Source organism: Bradyrhizobium sp. A11, from assembly GCF_042077125.1.
In the GTDB taxonomy this organism is placed as follows: Bacteria; Pseudomonadota; Alphaproteobacteria; order Rhizobiales; family Xanthobacteraceae; genus Bradyrhizobium; species Bradyrhizobium japonicum_B.
This window is the reverse complement of sequence record NZ_CP149509.1, coordinates 4,811,144-4,835,387: the sequence shown is the minus strand read 5'-3', so window position 1 is coordinate 4,835,387 and position 24,244 is coordinate 4,811,144. Positions and strand designations below refer to the sequence as shown.

Genomic DNA, 24,244 nt, shown 5'->3' with positions numbered 1-24,244 from the left:
TCAGTCGTCCGTCTCGCCGGTCTCGTACAGCGCCTCGCGTCCGATGCGATCGAGGCAGAGCTCGGCCGTCCAGGGCAGCATCAGCGAGCCGCAGCGGCTGTCGCGATAGATCCGCTCCAGCGGCAACGAGCGAAGCATCGCCTGGCCGCCGCAGGTGCGGATTGCGAGCGCGGCCAGCTCATTGGCGCCTTCCATCACCGAATATTGCGCGGCATAGGCCCGCAGCACCTGCTCCTTGCTTGGATTGGCGCAGGCTTCGGTGACAGCCTGGAACCAGATCCCCTTGATTTGCTCCAGCTTGATCTGCATCTGCGCGACCGCGATCTGCTTGGTCGGGTACATCCGGCGCTTCACCGGCGGCATGCCCGGAACTTCGCCGCGCAGATAACGCACGGTGAAGTCGTAGGCGGCTTGAGCCAGGCCCATATAGGTCGGCGACAAGGTCAGGAACATGTGCGGCCAGCGCATCGCGGCCTGGAAATAGACCCCGCGCGGCATCAGCGCAGAATCCTCCGGGACGAACACGTCCTTGAACAGCAGCGTGCGCGACACCGTTCCGCGCATGCCGAGCGGATCCCAGTCGCCGACAACCGAGACGCCTTCCGACTTGGCCGAGATGGCGAGGTAAAGCGTGTTGCGGCGAGACGCTTTCTCGCCTTCCTCGATCTCGGTGCAGAGCACGCCGTAATAGTCGGCATGGCCGGAGAGCGACGCAAAAATTTTCTTGCCGTTGACGATCCAGCCGCCCTCGACCGGCCTTGCTTCCGTGCCGAAGGCAACGCCGCCCGCGGCCGCCGCGCCACCCTCGGAGAAAGGCTGCGAATAGATCGCGCCGTCCTCGACGATCCGCTTGTAGTGGATCGCGCGTCTCCGTTCGTGCTCGGCGCGGGTCACCGCGTCCATGTCGAGATCGTCGGCGAGGGGGCCCGACCACAGGGTCGAGCAGACATGCATGTTCCAGGTCAGCGCGGTCGCGCCGCAATAGCGGCCGATCTCGGCGGCTGCCAGGGCGTAGGTCTGGTAGTTCGCACCAAGGCCGCCGTGCTTCTTGGGAACGGCAATGCCGAGCAGGCCGACGCGATGCAGGTCGCGGTAATTCTCGGTCGGGAAGATTGCCTCGCGATCGTAGGTGGCGGCGCGATCGGCAAACACGGTCTGCCCGATCTCCCTTGCGCGGGCGATGATGCTGGCCTGCTCCTCGCTCAGGCGGAACGCCACGGGATCGAAGATCGGTGCATCCAGCGCAACCTTGTCGGTCGTGCCGAGAGTCTTGCTGACTTGCATGGTCATTGCGCAGTCACCTTACGCTTTGGTCGTAACGGAACTAAGGAAACGGCCGAGGGCCTCGTCGAACGCATCAGGGCGCTCGAGGTTGGCGAGATGGCCGACGCCGGGAAGCTCGACGTATTCGGCCCCCGGGATGTAGGTCGCCGTCTTCGCCATCATTGGCGCGGGCGCGTTGTTGTCCTTGGAACCGGATAGCAGCAGAGTGGGGACCGAGATATCCTTGAGCGTGCTGCGCTGATCGAAGCCGATAAGAGCGAGCATCATGGCGCGATAGCTTGCCTCGGGTACGCTTCCCATGCATTCGCGCGCAAGCTCCATCCCCTTTTGGTCCGGATCGTCGCCGACCAGCTCTTTCACCAGCGAGGGCGCCAGCGACTGCATCGTCTCGCCGCGATCGAGCGGGCCGAGCCGCGCCGCGATGAACGATTTCTGCCAGTCGCCGTCGGCCTTGCCGAAGGCAGGGCTGGTCTGCGCCAGCACGACCGCGCGCGCTAGTTTGGGGGATTGCACGAGCCATTTCTGGACGATCATGCCGCCGATCGAGTGACCGACCAGGATGGGTCTGGTGGCACCGAGCTGGGCGATGAATTGCTGGAGCGCGTCCGCCAGGGCAGCGATGCTGACGCTCGCGAGCGGTGCCGAACCGCCATAGCCCGGCATGTCCCACGCGATGGCGCGAAAGCGGTCGCCGAACGTAGCCAGCTGCCGTCGCCAGGCTCGCGCCGCGCCACCGATGCCATGCAGGAAGATCAGAGGGATCGCGTTCGGATCGCCCGCGGCTTCATAGGCGAAGCGTCCATCCTCTGTTATCATTGGTCCAGGCTGCGGCACGCGACATCCTCTTGCTTGCCCCCATCGATGCTAACAGGCCTTTCGGGGATGGGAAGCGATAATTTTACACTTAAAGCAATTTCCGGGCCGGCCTCCGTCGCATGCGTTCTGCGCCTTCGTTGCAAAAGTTTGAAGGTTAAAATATATCGGTGCAACGGTCACAGATCCGAGGGAGCCAGCGCATGTCCGGATTGCCGCACTCGCCGCACGCGCTGGTGACCGGCGGAGGCCGCGGCATCGGCCGCGCGATCGCGGCGGCTCTTGTCGGCGCAGGCGCGACCGTGACGATCATCGGCCGGAATGCCCAGGTCCTCGATGAGGCGGTCAATGATGGCGCCGCGAATTTTGCCGCGGTCGCCGACGTCGCGAACGAGACGGCCTTGAAGGCCGCCATTGCCGAGGCCCATGCGCGAAGGCCGATCGATATCCTGATCGCCAATGCGGGCAGCGCCGAATCCGCGCCATTCGCGAAATCGGACAGTGCCCTGTTCGCGCGCATGATGGACATCAACTTCATGGGCGTGGTTCATTCCATCCACGGCGTACTGCCGGGCATGAAGAATCGCCCCTATGGCCGCATCGTCGTGATTGCGTCGACCGCGGGACTCAAGGGCTATGCCTATGTCAGTGCATACGTAGCGGCCAAGCACGCTGCGATCGGTCTGGTTCGTTCGCTTGCGCTCGAACTCGCCGGCAGCAGCGTGACCGTGAACGCGGTTTGCCCAGGTTTTACCGACACGGACCTCGTCGCCGGCAGCATCGACAACATCATGAAAAAAACCGGACGAAGCCGCGAGCAGGCGATCGCCGAGCTTGCCAGGCACAATCCGCAAGGGCGCCTGATCGCGCCGGAAGAGGTGGCGGACGCCGTGCTTTGGCTGTGCGGCCAAGGCGCCAGCGCGATCACCGGGCAGGCCATCGCAGTTGCGGGCGGCGAAATCTAGCGCGCGGAACAGACATACCCAAGGAGATCGCATGAGCAGACCAGCCAATCCCGTCACCGTGCCGCTCGCGGACTACTCGCCGCAGCATTTCCTGCTGGCCGTGGTCGACGGCGTTGCGACGGTCACGCTCAACCGGCCCGAACGGAAGAATCCGCTGACGTTCGAAAGCTACCGGGAACTGACCGACTTCTTTCGCGCCTGCGCCTTCGATGACGAGGTCAAATCCATTGTCGTCACCGGCGCCGGCGGCAATTTCTCCTCGGGCGGCGACGTGTTCGAGATCATCGGCCCGCTGGTGAAGATGGATACCAAGGGGCTGACCGCCTTCACGCGGATGACCGGTGACCTCGTCAAGGCGATGCGGGCCTGCCCGCAGCCGATCGTCGCCGCCGTCGAGGGCATCTGTGCCGGCGCGGGTGCGATCGTAGCCATGGCCTCGGACATGCGCCTGGCGGCAAGCGGGTCCAAGGTGGCCTTTCTCTTCAACAAGGTGGGGCTGGCTGGCTGCGACATGGGCGCCTGCGCGATCCTGCCACGGATCATCGGACAGTCGCGCGCCTCCGAGCTGCTTTACACCGGCCGCTTCATGACGGCGGAGGAGGGCGAGCGCTGGGGCTTCTTCAGCCGCATCGTCACGCCGGAGCAGGTGCTGCCCCAGGCGCAGGTCCTGGCCAAGCAGATCGCGGAAGGGCCGACCTTCGCCAACACCATGACCAAGCGGATGCTGGCGATGGAATGGGCCATGTCGGTCGAGGAGGCGATCGAGGCGGAGGCCGTTGCCCAGGCACTGTGCATGACCACAGCCGATTTCGAGCGTGCCTTCGAGGCCTTCGCCAACAAGGTCAAGCCGGTCTTCCGAGGCGACTAGGGCCGGTCAGCCTGTGATCTCGCCAGCAACGGGGACTTGCGCGAAATTATTTTAGGCTTAAAATAGTTTCATGACCGGGTGAATTGGCGAGGCTCCCATGAAAGTCGCGATCATCGGTGGCGGACCTGCGGGTCTCTATGCTGCGATCCTGCTCAAGAAGCAGCGCCCCGGCGCCGATATCACCGTGTATGAGCGCAACCGGGCCGACGATACCTTCGGCTTCGGCGTGGTGTTCTCGGATGCCACGCTGGACAATTTCGAAAAGCATGATCTGCCGAGCTATCGCCGCATCACCCAGGAGTTCGCGTACTGGGATGATATCGCCGTGCATTTTCGCGGCACCGTGCACCGGGTCGGCGGCAACGGCTTCTGCGGCTGCTCCCGGCGCAAGCTGCTTCTGATCCTGCAGGAGCGTGCGCGCGAGCTCGGGGTCGCCCTGCACTTCGAGGTGGACATTGAGGACGAAGCCCGCTTCGCCGATGCCGACCTGGTGCTGATCGCCGACGGCATCAATAGCCGCTTCCGCGAGAAACATGTCGATCATTTCGAGCCGGAAGTCGATCTGCGTACCAACAAGTTCGCCTGGATGGGCTCGACCAGGCCGCTCGACGCCTTCACCTTCATCTTCCAGGAAACCGAGTGGGGGCCGTTCATCGCCCACGCCTATCAGTATGAGGCCGGACACTCGACCTGGATCTTCGAGACCGATCCCGACACGTTCGAGCGCGCCGGCCTGACAGGACTGGACGAGACGCAGTCCGCCGCGCGGATGGCCGAGATCTTCGGCTGGTTCCTCGATGGGCATAAGCTGCTCACCAATCGCTCGATGTGGCGCAATTTCCCGATGATCCGCAGCAAGCGCTGGGTCAAGGACAACATGGTGCTGCTCGGCGATGCCAAGGCGAGCGCGCATTTCTCGATCGGCTCCGGCACCAAGCTCGCGATGGAAGACGCGATCGCGCTTGCCGAAGCGATGGAGAGGGCCCCGGACATCAAGGCCGCACTCGACATTTACGAGCACGGCCGCCGCGAGGAGGTCGAGAAGACGCAGCACGCCGCCGACGTGTCGCTGGTTTGGTTCGAGCACGTCGACCGCTTCTGGGATTTCGACCCCGTGCAGTTTGCCTTCGGCGTGATGACGCGGTCGAAGGCGATCACCTACGACAACCTCAGGCTTCGCGCGCCCGATTTCGTGGCCGAGGTGGAGAGGTCGTTTGCCAGACAGGTTCGCGACAGCGGCTTTGAGGTCGACACCCAAAAGCCGGCGGTGCCGTTGTTTCAGCCGTTTCGGCTGCGCGAGATGGAGATCGCCAATCGCGCCGTGATGTCGCCGATGTGCATGTACTCGGCGAAGGAGGGCGTGCCGACCGATTTCCACCTCGTGCACTATGGCTCGCGTGCGATCGGCGGTGCCGGCCTCATCTTCACCGAGATGACCTGCGTCAGCCGCGATGCCCGCATCACGCCCGGCTGCGCCGGATTGTGGAACGACGAGCAGGAAGCCGCTTGGCGGCGCATCGTGGATTTCGTCCACGGCAATTCGGCTGCAAAGATCTGCCTGCAACTCGGCCACGCCGGCCGCAAGGGCGCGACCAAGCTGATGTGGGACGGGATGGACCGTCCCTTGGAGGAGGGCGGCTGGGACGTGGTCTCGGCATCGCCGCTGCCCTATTTTCCCGACAGTCAGGTGCCGCGCGAGCTCGACCGCGCCGGCATGAACGCGGTGAGGGAGGCCTTCGTTGCGGCGGCCGAGCGCGGCGAGCGCTGCGGCTTCGACATGCTCGAGCTGCACTGCGCCCACGGCTATCTGCTCGCGAGCTTCATCTCGCCACTGACGAACTCTCGCACGGACGAATATGGCGGCTCGCTCGAGAACCGTCTGCGGTTCCCGCTCGAGATCTTCGAAGCACTGCGGGCTGTATGGCCGAAGCATAAGCCGATGTCGGTTCGTATTTCCGCGACCGATTGGGCTGAAGGCGGTATCACTGGCGACGATGCCGTGGCAATTGCACGCGCTTTCGCCGAAGCTGGCGTCGACCTCGTCGACGTCTCGACGGGACAGACCGTCCGCGATGCGCAGCCGGTCTACGGCCGCATGTTCCAGACTCCGTTCTCGGATCAGGTCCGTAACGAGGCGCGGGTGGCGACGATGTGCGTCGGCAACATCACGACGGCGGACCAGGCCAATACGATCCTGGCAGCCGGCCGAGCGGATCTCGTCGCGCTCGGCCGGCCGCATCTGGTCGATCCGTTTTTCACCATGAAGGCGGCGGCCTGGTACGGCGCAGATGGGGCATTCTGTCCGCCGCAATATCTGCCGGGAAAAGAGCAAATTTTCCGCAACAGCGTGCGCGACCGGCAGGACCTCGAGGAGCTGAGAATTAAGGCTAAGCCCAAGACCCGGGCCGAGCTCAAGGCGGAGGCGACAAACCCGCTTGCGGCGGAGTGACCGCCCGTGCGACGTTAACCCATTGCCTGTGTTTCGAGTGGAGTAAGGGCGATGAAGGCGATTATCGTCGGTGGCGGTATCGGTGGTCTCACCACGGCATTGATGTTGCGGTCGCGCGGCCTCGACTGCGAGATTTTCGAGCAAGCCGACACCATTCGCGAGCTGGGGGTCGGCATCAACACGTTGCCGCATGCCATGCGGGAACTCGCCGGTCTTGGTTTGCTCCAGAAGCTCGATGACGTCGCGATCCGCACCGACCAGCTCTATTATCTCAACCGCCATGGTCAGGAGGTCTGGCGCGAAGCCCGCGGCATCGACGCCGGCCACGACGTGCCGCAATTCTCGATCCACCGCGGCCGCCTCCAAGGCGTCATCCACCGCGCCGTCGACGAACGGCTTGGGGCCGATGCCATTCACACCGGCTGCCGGCTGGGCTCGTTCACACAGGACGAGGGCGGCGTCACCGCCTATTTCTTCGATCGCGCTGGCGCGCACATTCACACCGCGCGAGGCGACATTCTGATCGGCGCCGACGGCATCCATTCCCGCGTCCGCGAGACGCTGTTCCCGAACGAGGGACCGCCGTGCTGGAACGGCCTGATGCTGTGGCGCGGCGCGCGCGACTGGCCGCTGTTCCTGACCGGCAAATCGATGATCGTGGCCGGCGGTCTCAATGCCAAGGTGGTGATCTATCCGATCGCGGAAGGATCGAGCCCGGCCAGCCGCCTGACCAATTGGGCCGTACTGGTAAAGGTCGGGGAGGGTAACGCCCCGCCGCCGCGCAAGGAGGACTGGTCACGGCCGGGCCGCCGCGAGGAGCTGATGCCGCACGTCGCGCGCTTCTCGGTGCCCTATATCGACGTGAAGAGCCTGATCGCGGCGACACCCGAATTCTACGAATATCCGACCTGCGACCGCGATCCCCTGCCTTACTGGTCGTCCGGACGGGTCACGCTGCTCGGCGATGCCGCGCATCCCATGTATCCCGTCGGCTCCAACGGCGCCTCGCAGGCGATCCTCGACGCGCGCTGCCTTGCCGACGCGCTGGTGCGCGCCGAGCATCCGCGTCAGGCGTTGCTCGAGTATGAGAAGAAGCGGCTGCCGATGACGGCCGATATCGTTCGCTCCAACCGGCGCGGCGGCCCCGAGGGCGTCATCGACGCCGTCGAGCAGCTCGCCCCTGATGGCTTCGACAATGTCGACAATGTGCTGAGCTATTCCCAGCGCGAGGCCATCGTGCGCGGCTATGCCGCCAAGGCCGGTTTCGCCGCCGTGCCGGGACTCGCGGCGGTGCGCGCCTGAACCGCGCCGCTAGCCGCCGGGCGGCGGCGGCAGGAAGTGGATGTTGAACTCGGCCGCCAACGCCACCACGTCCTCCGGCTTCTGCTCCTTCATGTTGTGAAGGCCCCAGAACAGGTCGAACAGCTTGCGGCTCGGGGAGACCCAGAACAGCACTTTTGCGGTCTGCTCCGACTTGTTGAAGATGCCGTGAGGCACGCCCATGCCGAGCCGGATCAGATCGCCGGCGGCCGCCTGCGCCTCGGAATTGCCGAGCACGAAATCGAGCTTGCCCTCCAGCATGTAGAGATACTCATCCTGATCGGGATGAATGTGCGGCGGCACAAACGTGCCCGGCGGAAGTGTCGCATGCCAGGAGAAGCTGTGCTCGGCGTAGCTCTTCGGCACATAGGTCTGGCCGAGGATGTTCCAGGAAATGCCCTGGATGCCCTCATTCGCCCGGGTGATGCCGGTGATTTCGCTCTTCATTTTAGTCCTCCCGTAACGCGATGCGCGGCCTTAGTTCGCCGCCTTGCAGTCCTTGGCATAGCGGTCGCCGTAATTCTCGAAGACCTTCTGGACGATCTCGGTCTGGAACTTGCCGTCCGGACGCTTGGCGACTTTGGTCAGGTAGAAATCCTGGATGGGATAGCCGTTGGTGTTGAACTTGAAGGTGCCGCGCAGCGAGGTGAAGTCGGCCTTCTTCAGCGCCGCCTGGACCGCTGCCTTGTTCGACAGATCGCCCTTCACGGCCTTGACCGCGCTGTCGATCAGCATCGCGGCGTCATAGGCCTGGAAGGCGTAGGTGCCGGGCACGACATTGTAGGCGGCCTCGTAGGACGCCACGAACTTCTTGTTCTGGGGATTGTCGAGATTGGGTGCCCAGTTCGCACCGCCAAACATGCCGACGGCGGCATCTTGCTGGGCCGGCAGGGTCGATTCATCCACCGTGAACGCCGAGAGCACCGGAATGCTGTCGGCGAGGCCGGCCTGCCGGTACTGCTTGACGAGATTGACGCCGAGGCCGCCGGGCATGAACGTGAACAGCGCATCGGGCTTCTGTGAGGCGATCTTGGACAGCTCCGGCTGGAAATCCAGCGTGTTCAGCGGCATATAGGATTCCTCGACGATCTCGCCCTTGTAGTCGAGCTTGAAGCCCGCCACCGAATCCTTGCCGGCCTGATAGTTCGGCACCATCAGGTACATGCGCTTGTAGCCGCGATCCTGCGCGACCTTGCCGAGGATCGCGTGCACTTGGTCGTTCTGGTACGAAGTCACGTAGAAGAACGGGTTGCAGTCCTTGCCGGCGAAGGTCGACGGACCGGCATTGGGGCTGATCAGGAAGGTTTTCGATTCCGTGATAGGCCGGTGGATCGCCTGCAGGATGTTGGAGAAGATCGGGCCGACCACGAAGTCGACCTTGTCGCGCTCCAGAAGCCCCTTGACCTTGGTCACCGCCGCATCCGGCTTGAGCTCGTCATCCGCAACGATCACCTCGACATCACGGCCGCCCATCTTGCCGCCGAGATCCTTCACCGCGAGCGCAAAGCCGTCGCGGACTTGCTGACCCAGCGCAGCGGCGGGTCCCGACAGGGTCACCACCACGCCCAGCTTGATCTTCTCCTGCGCCACGGCTGGATTGAGGGCGGTGCCGACGAGCAAGGCGGCTGCGGCCAAGGTCAATTGCGTCTTCATGATCTGTCCCCGTGACATCGAGGCTTGCGCTGCAAGCCGCGTACTTCAATCCAAGCTTATGCCGATGACGGCTGCCGCGGCAAGCAGCGCGCAAACCATCGCCATCCTGCGGGCAGCGCGCATGCAAGCGGCGCGCCAATTATTTGAAGCCTAAAGAAATTCCTCTACGGTCGATTGTTGCAGCTTTGGACTTGCAGCCGGCTCTGATTTACTTGAAGCTCAAAATGTTGGGGAATCCGTGCTGGCGCCAATGCCCGCCGAGAGTGACTGCATCGAGATGCTCGATTCCGAGACCAAGGCCGTCGAAACGCCGGAAGACCACGCCGACGAGCTGCGGCTGTGGTTGCGCCTCTTGACCTGCACGACGCTGATCGAGGGCGAGGTCCGCGGCCGGCTGCGGCAGCGGTTCGACGTCACGCTGCCCCGGTTCGACCTGATGGCGCAGCTCGACAAGGCGCCTGACGGCATGACGCTGTCCGATGTCTCCAAACGCATGATGGTGTCGAACGGGAACGTCACCGGGCTGGTCGAGCGCCTTGTGGAGTCCGGTCATCTCGACCGTCGCACGTCGGAAACGGATCGTCGTGTCCAGGTGATCCGCCTCACGAAGCTCGGTCGCGCCGAGTTCCGGCGCATGGCTGCGGAACACGAGACCTGGATCGCCGATCTGTTCGCCGATCTCTCGCCGAAAGACGTCCGCGAATTGATGCGGCTGCTCGCCAAGACCAAGGCGTCGGCGCAGAAATCGGCCGCGCGCCGCCGGCCGTGAGCGCGAGGTCGGCGGGCCGCCCCATCCCTTTTGCCGCATGAAAAAGCACGGGATGCCCAAAATCCGCTATTGCGCCGAATTGTTTTAAGCCTAAAATGTTTTCCAGATCGTGCTGCCGGGTGCAATCCATGCTGAAAGGAGCGTGCGATGGCCAACGCCGCCAAGGTTCAAGTCACGGGCTCGCATGACGGCAACGCCGCCACGGCCCATGTCGATACGTTTGCGCAGCAGCATCTGCCGCCGCGCGAACTCTGGCCCGACTTCATCTTCACGCGGCCGGAGCTGACCTATCCGCCCCGATTGAACTGTGTCAGCTACTTCCTCGACCGCTGGGTCGGGCTGGGCCATGGGGATGCGCCCTGCGTCATGAGCCCCGCCGTCAGCTACACCTACCGCGAGCTGCAGGCGCTCGTGAACCGGATCGCCAATGTGCTGGTCGGCAAGCTCGGTCTCGTCCCCGGCGGGCGGGTGCTGCTGCGCTCCGCCAACAACCCGATGATGGTTGCGACCTATCTCGCGGTGATCAAGGCCGGCGGCATAGTCGTGGCCACGATGCCTCTGCTGCGCGCCAAGGAGCTGTCCTATCCGATCCAGAAGGCGGAGATTGCGCTGGCGCTGTGCGACGGCAAGCTCGCCGAAGAAATGGAAAAGGCGAGGGCTGCCGCCCCCCATCTGAAGCGTATCGTTTATTGGGGCAACGGCGCGCCGGACTCGCTCGAAGCGCTCATCGCCGACGCACGTCCGGAGTTCGAAGCCGTCGATACCGCCGCCGCCGACGTCTGCCTGATCGCCTTTACGTCCGGCACGACAGGCGATCCCAAAGGCACCATGCATTTCCACCGCGACATGCTCGCGGTCTGCGACGGCTATGCGCGCAACATCCTGCGGGCCGAGCAGACCGATCGCTTCGTCGGCTCGGCGCCGCTCGCGTTCACCTTCGGATTCGGCGGCGTGCTGTTTCCGATGCACATCGGCGCCTCCTTCGTGGTGCTGGAAAAGACGACGCCCGACGATATCCTGGCGGCGATCGAGCAGTACAGGATCACGGTCTGTTTCACCGCACCCACGGCGTATCGCGCTATGATCGGCAAGCTCGCCGGGCGCGACATTTCCTCGCTGCGCAAATGCGTCTCCGCCGGCGAGACTCTGCCCAAGCCGACCTTCGACGCCTGGCTCAAGGCGACCGGCATCAAGTTGATGGATGGCATCGGCTCGACCGAGCTACTGCACATCTTCATCAGCGCGACCGAGAATGAGATCCGTCCCGGCGCCACCGGGAAGCCCGTGCCGGGCTACGAGGCCAAGATCGTCGATGACGACGGCCATGACGTGCCGGCGGGCACGATGGGCAAGCTCGCGGTGCGCGGGCCGACCGGTTGCCGCTATCTCGCCGACGAGCGCCAGCGCAAGTACGTCCAGAACGGCTGGAACATCACCGGCGATACCTATCTGATGGATAGCGACGGCTATTTCTGGTACCAGTCCCGCTCCGACGACATGATCGTGTCCTCCGGCTACAACATCGCTGGCACGGACGTCGAAGCGGCCCTGCTCACCCATCCGGCGGTCGCCGAGTGCGGTGTGGTCGGCGCCCCCGACGAGGCGCGCGGCATGATCGTGAAGGCCTATGTCGTCGCTGCACCCGGCGTGACGCCGGATGCTCAGCTCGTGGCCGAGCTGCAGGAGCATGTCAAACGCGAGATCGCGCCATACAAATATCCGCGGGCCATCGCGTTCGTGACGCAATTGCCGAAGACCGAGACCGGCAAACTGAAGCGTTTTGCCCTGCGGCAACTGGCGCAGGCCGCCGTGACGTCCTCGGGCGTCGCGGCGGAATGAGAAAAGGATGACGAATTGTCCGTGACGACGCCGAAGGGCCCGCAGCTCGCGGTGCTGCCGACAGCCGCCGAGGATGGCACCCGTTCGCGGGTGCAGGTGCTCCAGCCGTCGGGCTGGCCGATGCCGAAGGGCTATGCCAACGGCATGGCCGCCGAAGGGCGCATCGTGGTCACCGGCGGCGTGATCGGCTGGGACGCCGAGGAGTGTCTCGCCGACGGCTTTGTTGCGCAGGTGCGCCAGACCCTGAGCAACATCGCGGCGATCCTGGCCGAGGCCGGCGCGCGGCCCGAGCACCTCGTGCGGCTGACCTGGTACGTCGTCGACATGGACGAGTACCTCTCCAACCTGAAGGCGCTCGGCAAGGTCTACCGCGCCATCTTCGGCACACATTACCCCGCGATGGCGCTGGTGCAGGTGGTGCGCCTCGTCGAGAAGGCGGCTCGCGTCGAGATCGAGGCCACCGCCGTCATTCCGCGCTGAATCGCCCAGACACAGGCTCGCCTTGTCAGCCTACCTTGTCAGCTCGCCTTGGCGAGTTCGTCGTCCTCCGGCGAGTTCAGATAGATGCCCGACATGGTGTCGACCCAGCACAGATGGTCGTGCACCTTCTTCACGCCTTCGACGTTCTCAGTGGCGACGATCGCCGCCTGCCGTGTGCGCTCTTCGGTGATGACGCCGCTGAGGTGAACGATGCCGTCACGGACGATGACGTTGAGCCCGAACGGGCACCAGTCGTTCTTTTCCATGGTCTCGATGATACGGCTGCGAATGTGATCGTCATCCGCCGTCGGATCCGGCACCTCGCGGGCGAGCCCCGCCACCGCCTGCAGCAGGTTGGCTCGCGATACGATCCCGACGACCTTGTCGCCGCGCACCACGGGCAGCCGCTTCACGTTGTTGCGCTCCATGAGGTCGACGATCTCGGCGAGCGCCGTATCCTCCGTGATGGTGATGGGCGTGTCGGTCATCACTTCCGAGACCTTGCGGCCGTGCTCGTGGACGAAATCGCTGGCGGATTTGCCCGGACCCAGGATGAACCGCAGCCAGCGTCCGCGCTTGCGCCCTGTGCCGATTTCGCTGCGGCGAATGAAATCGCCTTCGGAGACGACGCCGACCAGCTTGCCGGTCTCGTCGACCACCGTGAGGCCGCTGACATGCCGCTTCAGCATGATATTCGCCGCCTCGACGATGCTGGTGTCGGGGGTAACCGAGATGACCGACCGGGTCATGATCTGGTGGGCGCGCATGGACAACTCCGCTGGCTTGTCAAATTTCGATGCGCAAAAACTACCCCGGGCGCCCGGGTGCGGCTTGACTCAGGTCAATGGGACGGAGCCCGTCCGTCCCAATGAAGCGATTGTGACCCGTCCCCGATTTGATGCAGCTCAACGCCTATCCGAGGCCTCGCCATATCCTTCCGTCGACATCAGACAGCAGCCCTTGGGATCATTGAGCCATGAGCGTCGTGCAGATATTTTCACGGGCCGAAGAGCCGCCGGTGCAGGCCCTCCCGCTCAGTGCCGCCGCTGCTCCCGGAGCTTCGACGGCGAGCGCCGAAAAGCCCGCGGAGAAGACGGCCGCCGCCGACCCTCCGCCTGAATCCGAGCCATATCCACTCGACCGCGCCTTTCATGCCATGCTGGCACGGTTCACCGGCGGAATTTCGCCGCTGGCCTTGTCGCTTGCCTGGCTCGATTGGGGCTCGCATCTCGCTGCGGCGCCGCAGCGCCAGATGGAGATTTCCCGCACCATCCTGCGCGACATCGGCCGGCTGGCGGAAGCCGCCGCGCACGCGGCGTCGCCGGAGCAGAAGCCGTGGACCGTGATTCAGCCGCAGGGGCGGGACCGCCGTTTCAGTGGACCGCAATGGGAGACTGCGCCGTTCAATCTGCTGGCGCAGGGGTTCTTGCTCGCAGAACGCTGGTGGCGCGATGCCGCGACGGGCGTGCGTGGCGTGTCGCACCCCAATGAGGCCATCGTCGAGTTCTCGATGCGCCAGATGCTAGACATGCTGGCCCCGTCGAATTTCGCAGCGACCAATCCGAAGGTGCTGGAGAAGGCGTTCCAGAGCGGCGGGGAGAATTTCGTCTTTGGCTGGCAGAATTGGTGCAGTGATCTGATGCGCCTGCTCTCCAACTCCAAGTTGGCGGGTGGGGAGCAGTTCGTGGTCGGCAAGACCGTGGCCGCTTCGCCCGGCAAGGTCGTGTACCGCAACGAACTGATCGAGCTCATTCAGTACCACCCGACCACCGCGCAGGTGAGGCCCGAGCCGATCCTGATCGTGCCGGCCTGGATCATGAAGTACTACATTCTCGATCTCTCGCCGCAGAACTCGCTGGTCAAATATCTGACCGGCCAAGGGTTCACCGTGTTCGCGATCTCCTGGCGCAATCCGGATGCGAGGGATAGGGATCTCGCCTTTGACGATTATCGCAAGCTGGGCGTCATGGTGGCGCTGGACATGATCGGCCTGATCGTGCCGGGGCGGAAGACGCATGCGCTCGGCTATTGTCTGGGCGGCACGCTGCTGTCGATCGCCGCGGCGGCGATGGAACGCGACGGCGACAACCGCCTCGGCACCGTCACTCTCCTTGCGGCGCAGACCGATTTCACCGAGGCCGGGGAGCTGACGCTGTTCATCAACGAGAGCCAGGTCGCCTTTCTCGAAGACATGATGTGGCAGCGAGGCTATCTCGACACGACGCAGATGGCCGGCGCCTTTCAACTGCTGCGTTCCAACGAGTTGATCTGGTCGCGTCTGTCACATGACTATCTGATGGGCGAGGGCGCGCCGCCGAGCGACCTGATGGCCTGGAACGCGGACGCAACCCGGCTGCCCTATCGCATGCATTCGGAATATCTGCGTAAGCTGTTCCTCGACAACGATCTGGCCGGCGGGCGCTATCAGGTCGACGGCAGGAGCGTTTCGCTGTCCGATATTCACGCGCCGATGTTCGTGGTCGGCACCCTCGCCGATCACGTGGCGCCGTGGCGATCCGTCTACAAGATCCACTACCAGGTCGATGCCGACGTGACGTTCCTGTTGACCAGCGGTGGTCACAATGCCGGTGTCGTTGCACCTCCCGAGGAGCCCGGCCATAGCTATCAGGTGCTGACCAAGGCTGCCGACGCACCCTACGTTGGTCCGGACGAATGGCTGAAGCTGGCTCCGCACGTCGAGGGCTCATGGTGGCCGGAATGGGCCAGTTGGCTAGCGGCGCATTCCGGCGCGCCCTGCGATCCGCCCCGGACCGGAGTTGGAGACGCGCCGGGACTGCCCGATGCGCCGGGGGACTACGTCCACACCTAAGATTCCGGTTCGGATCCTGGCGCGAGGTCCGAGGAGCGGAAGGGCTTGGTCCTGTCCAGTTTGCGGTAGGCGGCCGACGCTTTCCGCAGCAGCTTCTTTTCCCGCTTGCGGTTGAGGAAGCGCTTGCCGGCTTCGTGGCCGGCGCCATTCAATGATGCGGCCAGCGCCTGGCCGCGCGCGTCGTCGTTCAATTGTCCGAGCGACCGTTGCGCCTTGCGCAATCGCTTGAGGATGGACTTCTGTTTCGTCAGCGATTTATCGGCGAACAGGTCCTGGAGTGACTCGATCGAATAGGTCATTCGCTTGTTGAGAAGCCGCAGCTTGTGACGCTTCTCGACGTCGAGCTTGCGGAGCTTCCGCGCCTTCTTGAGTAGCTTCGTCTCCCACTCGGCCAGCCGCTCCATTGCATGGTCAGCGAGCGTGCAGCGGCGCAACCGGATGGCTTCCTTGCTGCGCCGGGTCGACCAGGGGCCGCTCTCGATCCAGGCCGAGGTCTGCTCGACAAGGCGGCGATAGCGCGGGGATTGCAGCGCGCGCGCCAGCTCGCGATGGCTCTCGGCGCGTTTTTCGTCCCAGTGTTGAAGCTCGGCGATCACGGCGAGCTCGTCGCCGCTCTCGGCCACGACCCGCTCGATCGCCACATCGAGGTCCCGCACCATGCCAAGCTGGCTGTTCAGCCATTTCAGCTCGGCCCAGATCGTCGGTCGCAGGGCGTCGTCGACCATCGGCGAGAAGAAGCGGATGGCGGTGCGCAGATGCGTCAGGGCGATCCGGATCTGGTGCAGCGCATCGGGATCGCCGCGGCAGGTGCCGTCATGCTGGGCGAGGATGGCGGCAAGGTGACGGCGCGCGATGATCCGGAACGCGGTATCGCAGGCCATACCGGGACTGAGGCGGCCAGGCAGGGCATTGCGACGTGCCGCCGGCGTGACGCGAGCGGCTGTCGAGATCGTGCTAGGTCGCGCCATCTTTGCCCGCGCCAATCAGATTGCCCTGTTTGCCTGCAGCGATCGCGTTCCGGCAGTTCTGGAGCGTCTGCTCTAGCGTCCCGGATGCATCGATGGTCGCCCAACCGACACGGCCGATATTATAGCGCTCCTGCAGCGCGGCAACCTCTTGCGTGGCGTCGGATGCATCTCCCCGGCGGCGTCCGATCCGCATCTGCCGGGTCGCGAGGTCCGCAACCAGGAACAGGCCGTCCAGCGGCACGTTGCACTCCCTCGCCAGTGCCGCGATCGCGTCTCGTTCGTCCTCGCGGGCAAATACGCCGTCAATGATCGCGGAATGGCCTTGCGCCAGCACCCGCCGGGCAAGTTGAGCCAGCGTGTCGTAGACGCGGCCTGCATGCTCCGGCGTGTAGGCGGTGGGCGGCAGGCGATGGGTTTCGTCGACCCCGAACATCTGCTTGCGGACGATGTCGCTGCGCAGCACGACGGCTCCGGGCGGCGGTGCGATGCGGGGCGCCAGCGCTTGCGCCAGCACTGTCTTGCCGGTGCCCGACAATCCGCCGACGGCGATCAGGCGCGGGGCGGCAGGATGGATCAGCATCGTGGCGAGGTCAAAATAGCGCCGTGCCTGCTCGAGAATGCCGGGGTCGTCGGAATGCGGCGGCCTCAGCCGTGCCAAAGCCACCTGGGCGCGGATCGCCGCCCGGACGGACATGAACAGCGGCAGGGTCGAGAGCGCGTCCATATTATCGGCGGGGGTCGCGGCGAGATATCGGTTCAGGACGATGTTGGCCGCGCGCGGCTGATCGTGGTGCAACAGGTCCATCAGCGTGAATGCGAGATCGTAGAGCACGTCGACGGTCGCCATCTGCGCATCGAACTCGATGGCGTCGAACAGCACGGGCCGGTCATCGATCAGAACGATGTTTGCGAGATGCAGGTCGCCGTGGCAACGGCGGACAAAACCCTTCCGGCCGCGCTCCGCGAGCAAGGGGCGGAGACGCGAATAGGCCTCGTGCGAGGCTTGACTAAGCTTTTCGACGTCTTCCGAGCCCAAACGCCCGCCAGCCCGCAGGCCCTGACTGTTGCCGTCAATCAGGGCGGGGATGGATGAGACCCATACTTTTCCGTCGGGGTCGGCCGCCCCTACATGCGAAGCCACGATCGCGTCTGCGGCGGCCAAGGCGAGCTTTGCATCCAGCGGCCCGGCCTTCGCCAGATGATCCAGCGTTTTGCTTTCGTCGAAGCGCGACATCTCCACCGCATACTCGATGGCCCGACCGGCGCCGCCAACCTGCACCGACCCATCGGGCTCTTCCGAGATCGCCACGACGCGATGATAGACCTGCGGCGCCAACGGCCGGTTGATCCTGATCTCCTCCTCGCACGCCGCCTTGCGTTTTTCGAGCGTCGAGTAGTCGAGGAAGGGAAATCGGACGGCGCGCTTGATCTTCAGCGCGCGCTTGCCGTCGAGGAACACCGAGGCTCCATGCGTGTCGATCCGCGTCACGCCGGGATGGCCCGTGAGCGTCCGGAAGACCCGCTCCTGGGTCGCCATTTCGTCTTTCATGGAAATGGACATCCGAGCACCATCAGGGCGTCAGAACGGCCGCGCCGAGAATCTGACCGGCCCGCAGCATGGCCAGAACTTCGTTGGCCTGCTCGAGCGGAAATGCCGTCGTTTCGGTGCGCACGCCCGCTTGTGGAGCGATCTTGAGGAAATCGATGCCATCCTGCCGGGTCAGGTTGGCGACGGAGACCAGCTGCCGCTCCTGCCAGAGCAGATCATAGGGGAAACTTGGAATGTCGGTCATGTGGATGCCGGCGCATACGACGCGTCCGCCTTTGCGGACCGCGCGCAGCGCAGCCGGCACAAGCTCGCCTGATGGTGCGTAGATGATGGCGGCGTCGAGCGGCTCGTCTGGCAGCTCGTCTGATGCTCCCGCCCAGACGGCACCGAGACGACGGGCGAGATCTTGCGCGGCAGCATCGCCGCGTCGCGTGAATGCATGGACCGATCGCCCCTGCCAGTGCGCGACCTGCGCAATGATGTGGCCGGCCGCGCCAAAGCCGTAGAGGCCGAGTCGTTCGGCAGGGCCGGCCAGTACCAGCGAGCGCCAGCCGATCAGACCGGCGCAGAGCAGAGGCGCAATCTCTTCGTCGTTGCCGGCCTCACCGAGCGGGAAAGCGTAGCGGGCGTCAGCGACGGTGTGGGTCGCGTAGCCGCCATCGCGGGTGTAGCCGGTGAACAGCGGTGCGTCACACAGGTTTTCCATGCCGTCCCGGCAGAAGCGACAATGTCCGCAGGTGAAGCCGAGCCAGGGAATGCCGACCCGATCACCGGGCGCATGCGTTGCGACATTGGGGCCCACGAGATCGACCCGACCAACGATCTCGTGACCGGGTACGATCGGATAGCGAATATCGGGCAGCTCGGCATCGACGAGATGAAGATCGGTCCGGCAGACCCCGCAGGCGCTGATCTTCACGCGGAGCTGACCCTCGCCGGGTATCGGGTCGGGCCGCTGCTCCAGCTGGAGCCGCGTTCGCGGGGCCGGCAATACCATCGCGCGCATGAGCTTCTCCGGGGCGAACCGCTCCGACTGAACTATCCATAGAATAGCCGATGTGCCAGTCCTTGACGCCGGTCAACGCCGGCTCCAGACCGCGTTTCCCTGGCTTGACGAGGATCAAGCGTCTCGACGAGCGCCGGCCTATCGTGGCGCCAAGGAGAATCCCGATGCCCATCAAGGACGTCTTTCTGCCGCTTGCCGGCCAGCCGCGCGGGCCCAGAACTCGAGAACGTCATGATCGCCTGGGATCACTCCGCGCATGCGGCAGGTGCGGTCGGCGACACGTTGCCGGTCCTGCAGACGGCGGCCTCTGTTCGCGTGGTGACCGTGGCGGATGAGAAGACCGACGCGATTGTGCAATCCGGAACCGCTCTGGTCGAAAATCTGAGGGAACACGGTGTCCATGTCTCGTTCGAGGCGGCGACGAGCCGCGGCAGCTCGATCGGCAAGGTCTTGCGAAATTGGGCGAATTCCCCCGGCATGGACGCCATCGTGATGGGCGCCTATCATCATTCGCCCTTGAATGAGATCGTCTGGGGCGGTGTGACAACGACCGTCATTGGCGAGCCACCATGCTGGGTTATGATCTCGCACTAGGCTCGCCATTCGTCCAGCCTGATCGTCAATCATCGAACCGTCGCCGAGCGGGTGCATTTGCTTTCATGTCAACTTATCGTCTGAATAATCTCTTGGCGCCGCGTTCAGTTGCGCTCGTCGGCGCAAGCGCCCGTCCGGTCTCGGTGGGACGCGCCGTTCTCGAGAACATTCGCAAGGCCGAATTCAAGGGGCGATTTGGCCTCGTCAATCCACGCCATGCCGAAATCAGCGGCATCGCCGCGGTCAAGAGTTTGGACGCTCTCGATTTCGTGCCCGAGCTCGTCATCGTCACCGCGCCTGCGCGTGAGATTCCTGGCATCATCGACCAGGCCGGCCGTCGCGGCTCGGCGGGCGCCTTGATCGTCTCGGCCGGGCTCGGCCACGGACCGGGATCTCTGCACGAGGCTGCCATCACCGCAGCCCGCAAGTACGGTATGCGGCTGATCGGACCTAACTGTCTCGGCATCATGATGCCCGGAGTCAGCCTGAATGCCAGCTTTGCTGCGCATATGCCGGGGGCGGGCAGCCTCGCGCTGATCTCGCAATCGGGCGCGATTGCCGCCGGCATGGTCGATTGGGCCGCGCAACGCGGCGTCGGCTTCTCCGGCATCGTTTCGATCGGCGATCAGATCGATGTCGACATTGCCGATCTGCTCGACTATTTCGCGATGGATCACAAGACGCGCGCGATCCTGCTCTACATCGAGTCCATCAAGGATGCGCGCAAGTTCATGTCGGCTGCGCGCGCCGCCGCGCGCGTGAAGCCCGTCGTCGTGGTGAAGTCCGGCCGCATGGCGCAGGGCGCGAAGGCGGCTGCCACGCATACCGGCGCGCTCGCCGGCGCTGACGCCGTGTACGACGCGGCGTTCCGCCGCGCGGGCGTCCTGCGGGTCTCCGACCTGCGTGAGCTGTTCGATTGTGCCGAGACACTCGGCCGCGTCGAATCGCCAGCCGGAAAGCGCCTCGCCATCCTGACCAATGGCGGCGGCATCGGCGTGCTCGCCGTCGATCGACTGGTCGAACTCGGTGGAATTCCGGCGACCATCTCGGCGGAGACGCGCAGGAAGCTGGATGCTGCGTTGCCGCCGACCTGGTCCGGTGCAAATCCCGTCGACATCGTGGGCGACGCCGATGCCGCGCGCTATGCGGCGGCGCTGGAGCTGCTGCTGGCCGATCGCGACAATGACGCCGTTCTGGTTCTCAACGTGCAAACTGCGATCGCCTCGGCGGCCGAGATCGCTCAGACCGTGACGGAGCTCGTCGGCAAATACCGGAAGGAGCACCGCAACTGGGCGAAGCCCGTATTGGCGGCCTGGGTCGGCGCCGATCAGCACATCATCCAGGCGCTTTCAAGCGCGGGTGTGCCGAACTATCCGACTGAGGACGACGCCGTGCGCGGCTTCATGCATCTGGTCCGGCACCGCGAAGTGGTGGAGGAGCTGAGCCAGGTTCCCCCCGCGATGCCCGACACGTTCGTTCCGGACGCTCGAGGGGCGCGGCAGATCGTCACCGCCGCGATCGCGGATGGCCGGCAATGGCTGGAGCCGGTCGAGATCAAGAATCTGCTCGAAGCTTATGACATCGCGATGGTGCCGACCTATGCGGCAGCCGATGTCGAGCAGGCGGTGGCCTATGCGAACGATATCTTCGCACAGGGCGACACCGTCGTGCTGAAGATCATGTCGCGGGACATCGTCCACAAATCCGATGTCGGCGGCGTCGTGCTCAATCTGACCACGCCCGAAGCAGTCCGGGGCGCGGCCACGGGCATTATGGCACGTGCAAAGAAGCTGCGCCCGGAAGCCCGCATCGGCGGCGTCATCGTCCAGGCCATGGTCGTCAAGGCAAAGGCGCGCGAGCTGATCCTGGGCCTCGCCGACGATCCCACTTTCGGAACTGTCGTCGTATTCGGCCGTGGCGGCACGGCGGTGGAAATCATCAACGACAAGGCGCTTGCGCTGCCACCGCTCGATTTGCAGCTCGCCCGCGATTTGATCGACCGCACGCGTGTATCGCGGCTGCTGAAGGCCTATCGTGATGTGCCGGCGGTCAAGCAGGACGCGGTCGCCATGGTGCTGGTCAAGCTGGCGCAGATGGCCGCCGATATTCCTGAGATCCGGGAATTCGACATCAATCCGTTGCTGGCGGACGAAACCGGCGTGACTGCGGTGGATGCCCGCGTCGCGGTCGGTCCGCCGCAGCGGAAGTTCGTCGGCTCCGGCCCGGCCAATTTCGCCGTTCGCGCCTATCCGTCGCAATGGGAGCGCCGCCTCAAGCTCAAGGATGATTGGCGCATCTTCGTGCGGCCCATGCGCCCGGAGGACGAGCCGACCATCCACGAATTCCTGCGCCACGTCACGCCGCACGACCTGCGCCTGCGTTTCTTCGCGCCGATGAAGGAGTTTACCCACGAGTTCATCGCGCGCCTGACCCAGCTCGACTATGCGCGCGCGATGGCCTTCATTGCATTCGACGAGGCCACCGGTGAGATGGTCGGCGTGGTCCGGCTCCATTCGGATTCGGTCTACGAGAACGGTGAATACGCGATCCTGCTGCGGTCCGACCTGAAGGGCAGGGGGCTCGGCTGGGCCCTCATGCAGCTCATCATCGACTACGCCAAGTCGGAAGGACTGAAAGTCATCTCGGGCGACGTGCTCCAGGAGAACATCGTGATGCTCGAAATGTGCCGAAACCTGGGTTTCGAGGTCAAGCCGGATCCGGCCGAACCCGACATCTGCGACGTCAAGTTGAAACTCTGAGCACCCTCCTCAGGAGGACCCTTCGGCCGAACCTGCGGCGGTAGATGTCTTGGCCGATGTTCTGGCCGTCGACCGCAAATTCTTCACGATGATCGCGATCAGCGGCACCAGCACCGGCACGATCGTGCTGAGCGGATGATGCACCGCGCCCGACACCTGGGCCTGGAGCGCGCGCGCCTCGAGCTGAAGCGCTTCGATGGAGGCGTCGTGGATTTCGCCGGCGAGCTCGATGTCGCGGCCGGACGGAGCGCGGCCGGCGATGACGAAGATGGCAACGGCGATGGCGAAATTGACGGCACCGAGGATGGCCGCCGCGGCGATCGCGCTCCAGATCTGAACCAGCGCGAAATAGGCCGCCAGCTCCAGCATCAGAAGCCCGAACGCAGCAATCAGTGCGGCGAAGGCGCGCAGGCCGAGGCCGATCAGCAGATGACGCAGCCTGATGTCCGCGATGATCCTGTCGGTGCGCCACAGCACGCGCAGGTGTTTGACCACGTTCTCGGTATTCACCTAGTGTCTCCTCAGCATGAAGCCGACAACCACGCCGAGCGCGAAGGCTGAGGCGAGCGATGCGACAGGACGGTCTGCAATAAGGCCCTGGAGTTGCTCCTGCTCCTCCTCGACGGTCTCGCCGAGCTCCGTGAGCGCAGCCCTGATCTGATCGGCGAGCGCCTCGGCGCGATCTTTCCAGCTCTCGAACATCTCTTCGCCGGCGGTGCTCAGCAAGCGCGTCACATCAACCTTCAGCGTTCGCAATTCTTCGCTCATCCTGTCACGGTCGAACATGGACCTGATACCCCCATTGAACGGACGCAAGCCTAGGGCCCGCGTCCCCGATCACGCTTGATTTGCGTCAATCGGCACTGCCGTTCGCTCTTGAGACAGGTCAAGCCGGCCGCCATATGCTGGCCTAGAAATGCCGTCTGAATGGGGACCGATTGTCCCGACGAGGTGGAAGCGTGAACCACGAACCGCTGTTGCTCGCGACGCCGTCCGGCGACGTGCTGAACCTGCGCCCCGAAGGGCCCTGGACCGCCGCGAATGTGGTGACGCTCGAGACATTGTCCCGGTCGGTCGGAGCCGACGTCGATCGCTCGCGCGCCGTCACCCTGGACATGTCGGGCGTCAGCGCGCTCGACACGCTCGGCGCCTGGGTCCTGGAGAAGCTGTCGCGCAGGGCCGCATCATCCGGAAGGTCGGCCCAGTTCGTCGGCGTCGCCGATCACTTCAGCGGGCTGATGGATGAGGTGCGCCAGGTCAACCGCCACACACCGGCCCCGACGGCTGCGCCCAACCCGGTGCTGTCGAGGCTCGGCGATCTCGGCAAGTCGACGGTCGGATCGCGCGAGGACATCACGATCTTCCTCCAGATGCTCGGTGCCTTGTTCATGGCTATAGTCGGCGTGCTGCGCCGGCCGGGCTCGCTGCGGCTGACCTCGCTGGTCTATCAGCTCTACCGCATTGGGTGGCAGGCGATTCCCATCGTCGCGCTGATCACCTTCCTGATCGGCGCCATCATCGCGCAACAGGGCTTCTTCCATTTCCGCCGGTTCGGCGCGGAGTCCTACACCGTCGACATGGTCGGCATCCTGGTGCTGCGCGAGCTCGGCGTGCTGATCGTCGCCATCATGGTCGCCGGCCGGTCGGGAAGCGCCTACACCGCCGAGCTCGGCTCGATGAAGATGCGCGAGGAGATCGACGCGCTGTCGACCATGGGGCTCGATCCCGTCGACGTCCTGATCCTGCCGCGCGTTGCGGCCCTGGTCATTGCCTTGCCCATTCTCACTTTCATTGGATCGATCGCCGCGCTCTATGGCGGCGGCCTCGTTGCACAATTCTATGGCGATATGGGACCGGCGATCTACATCGCGCGGCTGCACGAGGCCATCTCCGTCACGCATTTCGAGGTGGGCATCCTGAAGGCGCCGTTCATGGCGCTGGTGATCGGGATCGTGGCCTGCAGCGAGGGACTGCGGGTCAAGGGCAGCGCCGAGTCGCTCGGGCGGCAGACCACGACGTCGGTGGTGAAATCGATCTTCCTGGTGATCGTGCTCGACGGCCTGTTTGCGGTCTTCTTTGCCTCGATCGGAATGTGACG

20 protein-coding genes and 1 pseudogene are annotated in these 24,244 nt (G+C 64.6%); 11 read left to right on the top strand and 10 right to left on the bottom strand.

Going from position 1 to position 24,244, the window contains the following annotated elements:
* Complete coding sequence (locus tag WI560_RS22710; protein WP_375304943.1) at positions 1-1,290, bottom strand: acyl-CoA dehydrogenase family protein; 1,290 nt, start codon at positions 1,288-1,290, stop codon at positions 1-3.
* Positions 1,291-1,302: 12 nt separating this feature from the next.
* Positions 1,303-2,118 carry an alpha/beta fold hydrolase gene (locus tag WI560_RS22705; protein ID WP_375304942.1) on the bottom strand — a complete coding sequence of 272 codons (816 nt, stop codon included), beginning with the start codon at positions 2,116-2,118 and terminating at the stop codon, positions 1,303-1,305.
* A 182-nt stretch (positions 2,119-2,300) separates the two neighbouring features.
* Here WI560_RS22705 and WI560_RS22700 point away from each other — a divergent pair, with 182 nt between their 5' ends.
* The 4 genes from WI560_RS22700 (at position 2,301) to WI560_RS22685 (ending at position 7,681) form a co-directional block, all read left to right on the top strand.
* Positions 2,301-3,062, top strand: coding sequence for an SDR family NAD(P)-dependent oxidoreductase (locus WI560_RS22700; RefSeq protein ID WP_375304941.1), 762 nt, complete (start codon positions 2,301-2,303; stop codon positions 3,060-3,062).
* Between the two features lie 31 nt (positions 3,063-3,093).
* Positions 3,094-3,930 carry an enoyl-CoA hydratase family protein gene (locus WI560_RS22695; RefSeq protein WP_257196403.1) on the top strand — a complete coding sequence of 279 codons (837 nt, stop codon included), beginning with the start codon at positions 3,094-3,096 and terminating at the stop codon, positions 3,928-3,930.
* A gap of 97 nt (positions 3,931-4,027) precedes the next feature.
* Positions 4,028-6,379: a bifunctional salicylyl-CoA 5-hydroxylase/oxidoreductase gene (locus WI560_RS22690; RefSeq protein WP_375304940.1), complete on the top strand. Its 2,352-nt coding sequence runs from the start codon at positions 4,028-4,030 to the stop codon at positions 6,377-6,379.
* A 51-nt stretch (positions 6,380-6,430) separates the two neighbouring features.
* Positions 6,431-7,681: a flavin-dependent oxidoreductase gene (locus WI560_RS22685; RefSeq protein ID WP_375304939.1), complete on the top strand. Its 1,251-nt coding sequence runs from the start codon at positions 6,431-6,433 to the stop codon at positions 7,679-7,681.
* A gap of 9 nt (positions 7,682-7,690) precedes the next feature.
* On the opposite strand, the gene WI560_RS22680 is transcribed toward WI560_RS22685, so the two are convergent.
* Both WI560_RS22680 and WI560_RS22675 read right to left on the bottom strand, forming a co-directional pair.
* Positions 7,691-8,146 (bottom strand): cupin domain-containing protein, encoded by a 456-nt coding sequence (locus WI560_RS22680; protein ID WP_375304938.1) that lies wholly within the window; start codon positions 8,144-8,146, stop codon positions 7,691-7,693.
* Between the two features lie 30 nt (positions 8,147-8,176).
* Entirely contained in the window at positions 8,177-9,352 is a 1,176-nt protein-coding gene (locus WI560_RS22675) for an ABC transporter substrate-binding protein (protein ID WP_257196400.1), read from the bottom strand.
* Positions 9,353-9,602: 250 nt separating this feature from the next.
* On the opposite strand from WI560_RS22675, the gene WI560_RS22670 reads away from it, so the two are divergent.
* The 3 genes from WI560_RS22670 (at position 9,603) to WI560_RS22660 (ending at position 12,440) form a co-directional block, all read left to right on the top strand.
* The gene (locus WI560_RS22670; RefSeq protein WP_028137658.1) at positions 9,603-10,121 is read left to right on the top strand and encodes a MarR family winged helix-turn-helix transcriptional regulator; all 519 of its coding nucleotides are present in this window, start codon (positions 9,603-9,605) and stop codon (positions 10,119-10,121) included.
* Positions 10,122-10,268: 147 nt separating this feature from the next.
* Complete coding sequence (locus tag WI560_RS22665; RefSeq protein ID WP_375304937.1) at positions 10,269-11,960, top strand: benzoate-CoA ligase family protein; 1,692 nt, start codon at positions 10,269-10,271, stop codon at positions 11,958-11,960.
* Between the two features lie 21 nt (positions 11,961-11,981).
* Positions 11,982-12,440: a RidA family protein gene (locus WI560_RS22660; RefSeq protein ID WP_375304936.1), complete on the top strand. Its 459-nt coding sequence runs from the start codon at positions 11,982-11,984 to the stop codon at positions 12,438-12,440.
* Between the two features lie 38 nt (positions 12,441-12,478).
* On the opposite strand, the gene WI560_RS22655 is transcribed toward WI560_RS22660, so the two are convergent.
* Positions 12,479-13,207, bottom strand: coding sequence for a CBS domain-containing protein (locus WI560_RS22655; RefSeq protein ID WP_028137655.1), 729 nt, complete (start codon positions 13,205-13,207; stop codon positions 12,479-12,481).
* A gap of 209 nt (positions 13,208-13,416) precedes the next feature.
* Between WI560_RS22655 and WI560_RS22650 the strand changes: the two genes are divergently transcribed.
* Positions 13,417-15,270 carry a PHA/PHB synthase family protein gene (locus tag WI560_RS22650; protein WP_375304935.1) on the top strand — a complete coding sequence of 618 codons (1,854 nt, stop codon included), beginning with the start codon at positions 13,417-13,419 and terminating at the stop codon, positions 15,268-15,270.
* Here WI560_RS22650 and WI560_RS22645 read toward each other — a convergent pair.
* The 3 genes from WI560_RS22645 to WI560_RS22635 are packed head-to-tail and all read right to left on the bottom strand — an operon-like array spanning position 15,267 to position 18,793.
* Positions 15,267-16,238 (bottom strand): CHAD domain-containing protein, encoded by a 972-nt coding sequence (locus WI560_RS22645; protein WP_375304934.1) that lies wholly within the window; start codon positions 16,236-16,238, stop codon positions 15,267-15,269. The two genes, WI560_RS22650 and WI560_RS22645, sit on opposite strands and share 4 nt — an antisense overlap.
* Entirely contained in the window at positions 16,225-17,787 is a 1,563-nt protein-coding gene (locus tag WI560_RS22640; RefSeq protein ID WP_375304933.1) for an AAA family ATPase, read from the bottom strand. Before WI560_RS22640 ends, WI560_RS22645 begins: the two co-directional genes overlap by 14 nt.
* Before the next feature lie 22 nt (positions 17,788-17,809).
* Positions 17,810-18,793, bottom strand: a complete 984-nt coding sequence (locus WI560_RS22635; protein WP_375304932.1) for a zinc-dependent alcohol dehydrogenase family protein — start codon at positions 18,791-18,793, stop codon at positions 17,810-17,812.
* A gap of 213 nt (positions 18,794-19,006) precedes the next feature.
* Here WI560_RS22635 and WI560_RS22630 point away from each other — a divergent pair.
* Positions 19,007-19,387 (top strand): annotated as a pseudogene (locus tag WI560_RS22630) (universal stress protein); the annotation flags it as partial.
* 65 nt (positions 19,388-19,452) lie between these two features.
* Entirely contained in the window at positions 19,453-22,146 is a 2,694-nt protein-coding gene (locus WI560_RS22625) for a bifunctional acetate--CoA ligase family protein/GNAT family N-acetyltransferase (protein ID WP_375304931.1), read from the top strand.
* A 9-nt stretch (positions 22,147-22,155) separates the two neighbouring features.
* On the opposite strand, the gene WI560_RS22620 is transcribed toward WI560_RS22625, so the two are convergent.
* Positions 22,156-22,656, bottom strand: coding sequence for a phage holin family protein (locus WI560_RS22620; protein ID WP_375304930.1), 501 nt, complete (start codon positions 22,654-22,656; stop codon positions 22,156-22,158).
* Entirely contained in the window at positions 22,657-22,932 is a 276-nt protein-coding gene (locus WI560_RS22615; RefSeq protein ID WP_375304929.1) for a hypothetical protein, read from the bottom strand.
* Positions 22,933-23,105: 173 nt separating this feature from the next.
* Here WI560_RS22615 and WI560_RS22610 point away from each other — a divergent pair, with 173 nt between their 5' ends.
* The gene (locus WI560_RS22610; RefSeq protein ID WP_257175691.1) at positions 23,106-24,242 is read left to right on the top strand and encodes an ABC transporter permease; all 1,137 of its coding nucleotides are present in this window, start codon (positions 23,106-23,108) and stop codon (positions 24,240-24,242) included.
* The last annotated feature ends 2 nt before the right edge of the window (positions 24,243-24,244 follow it).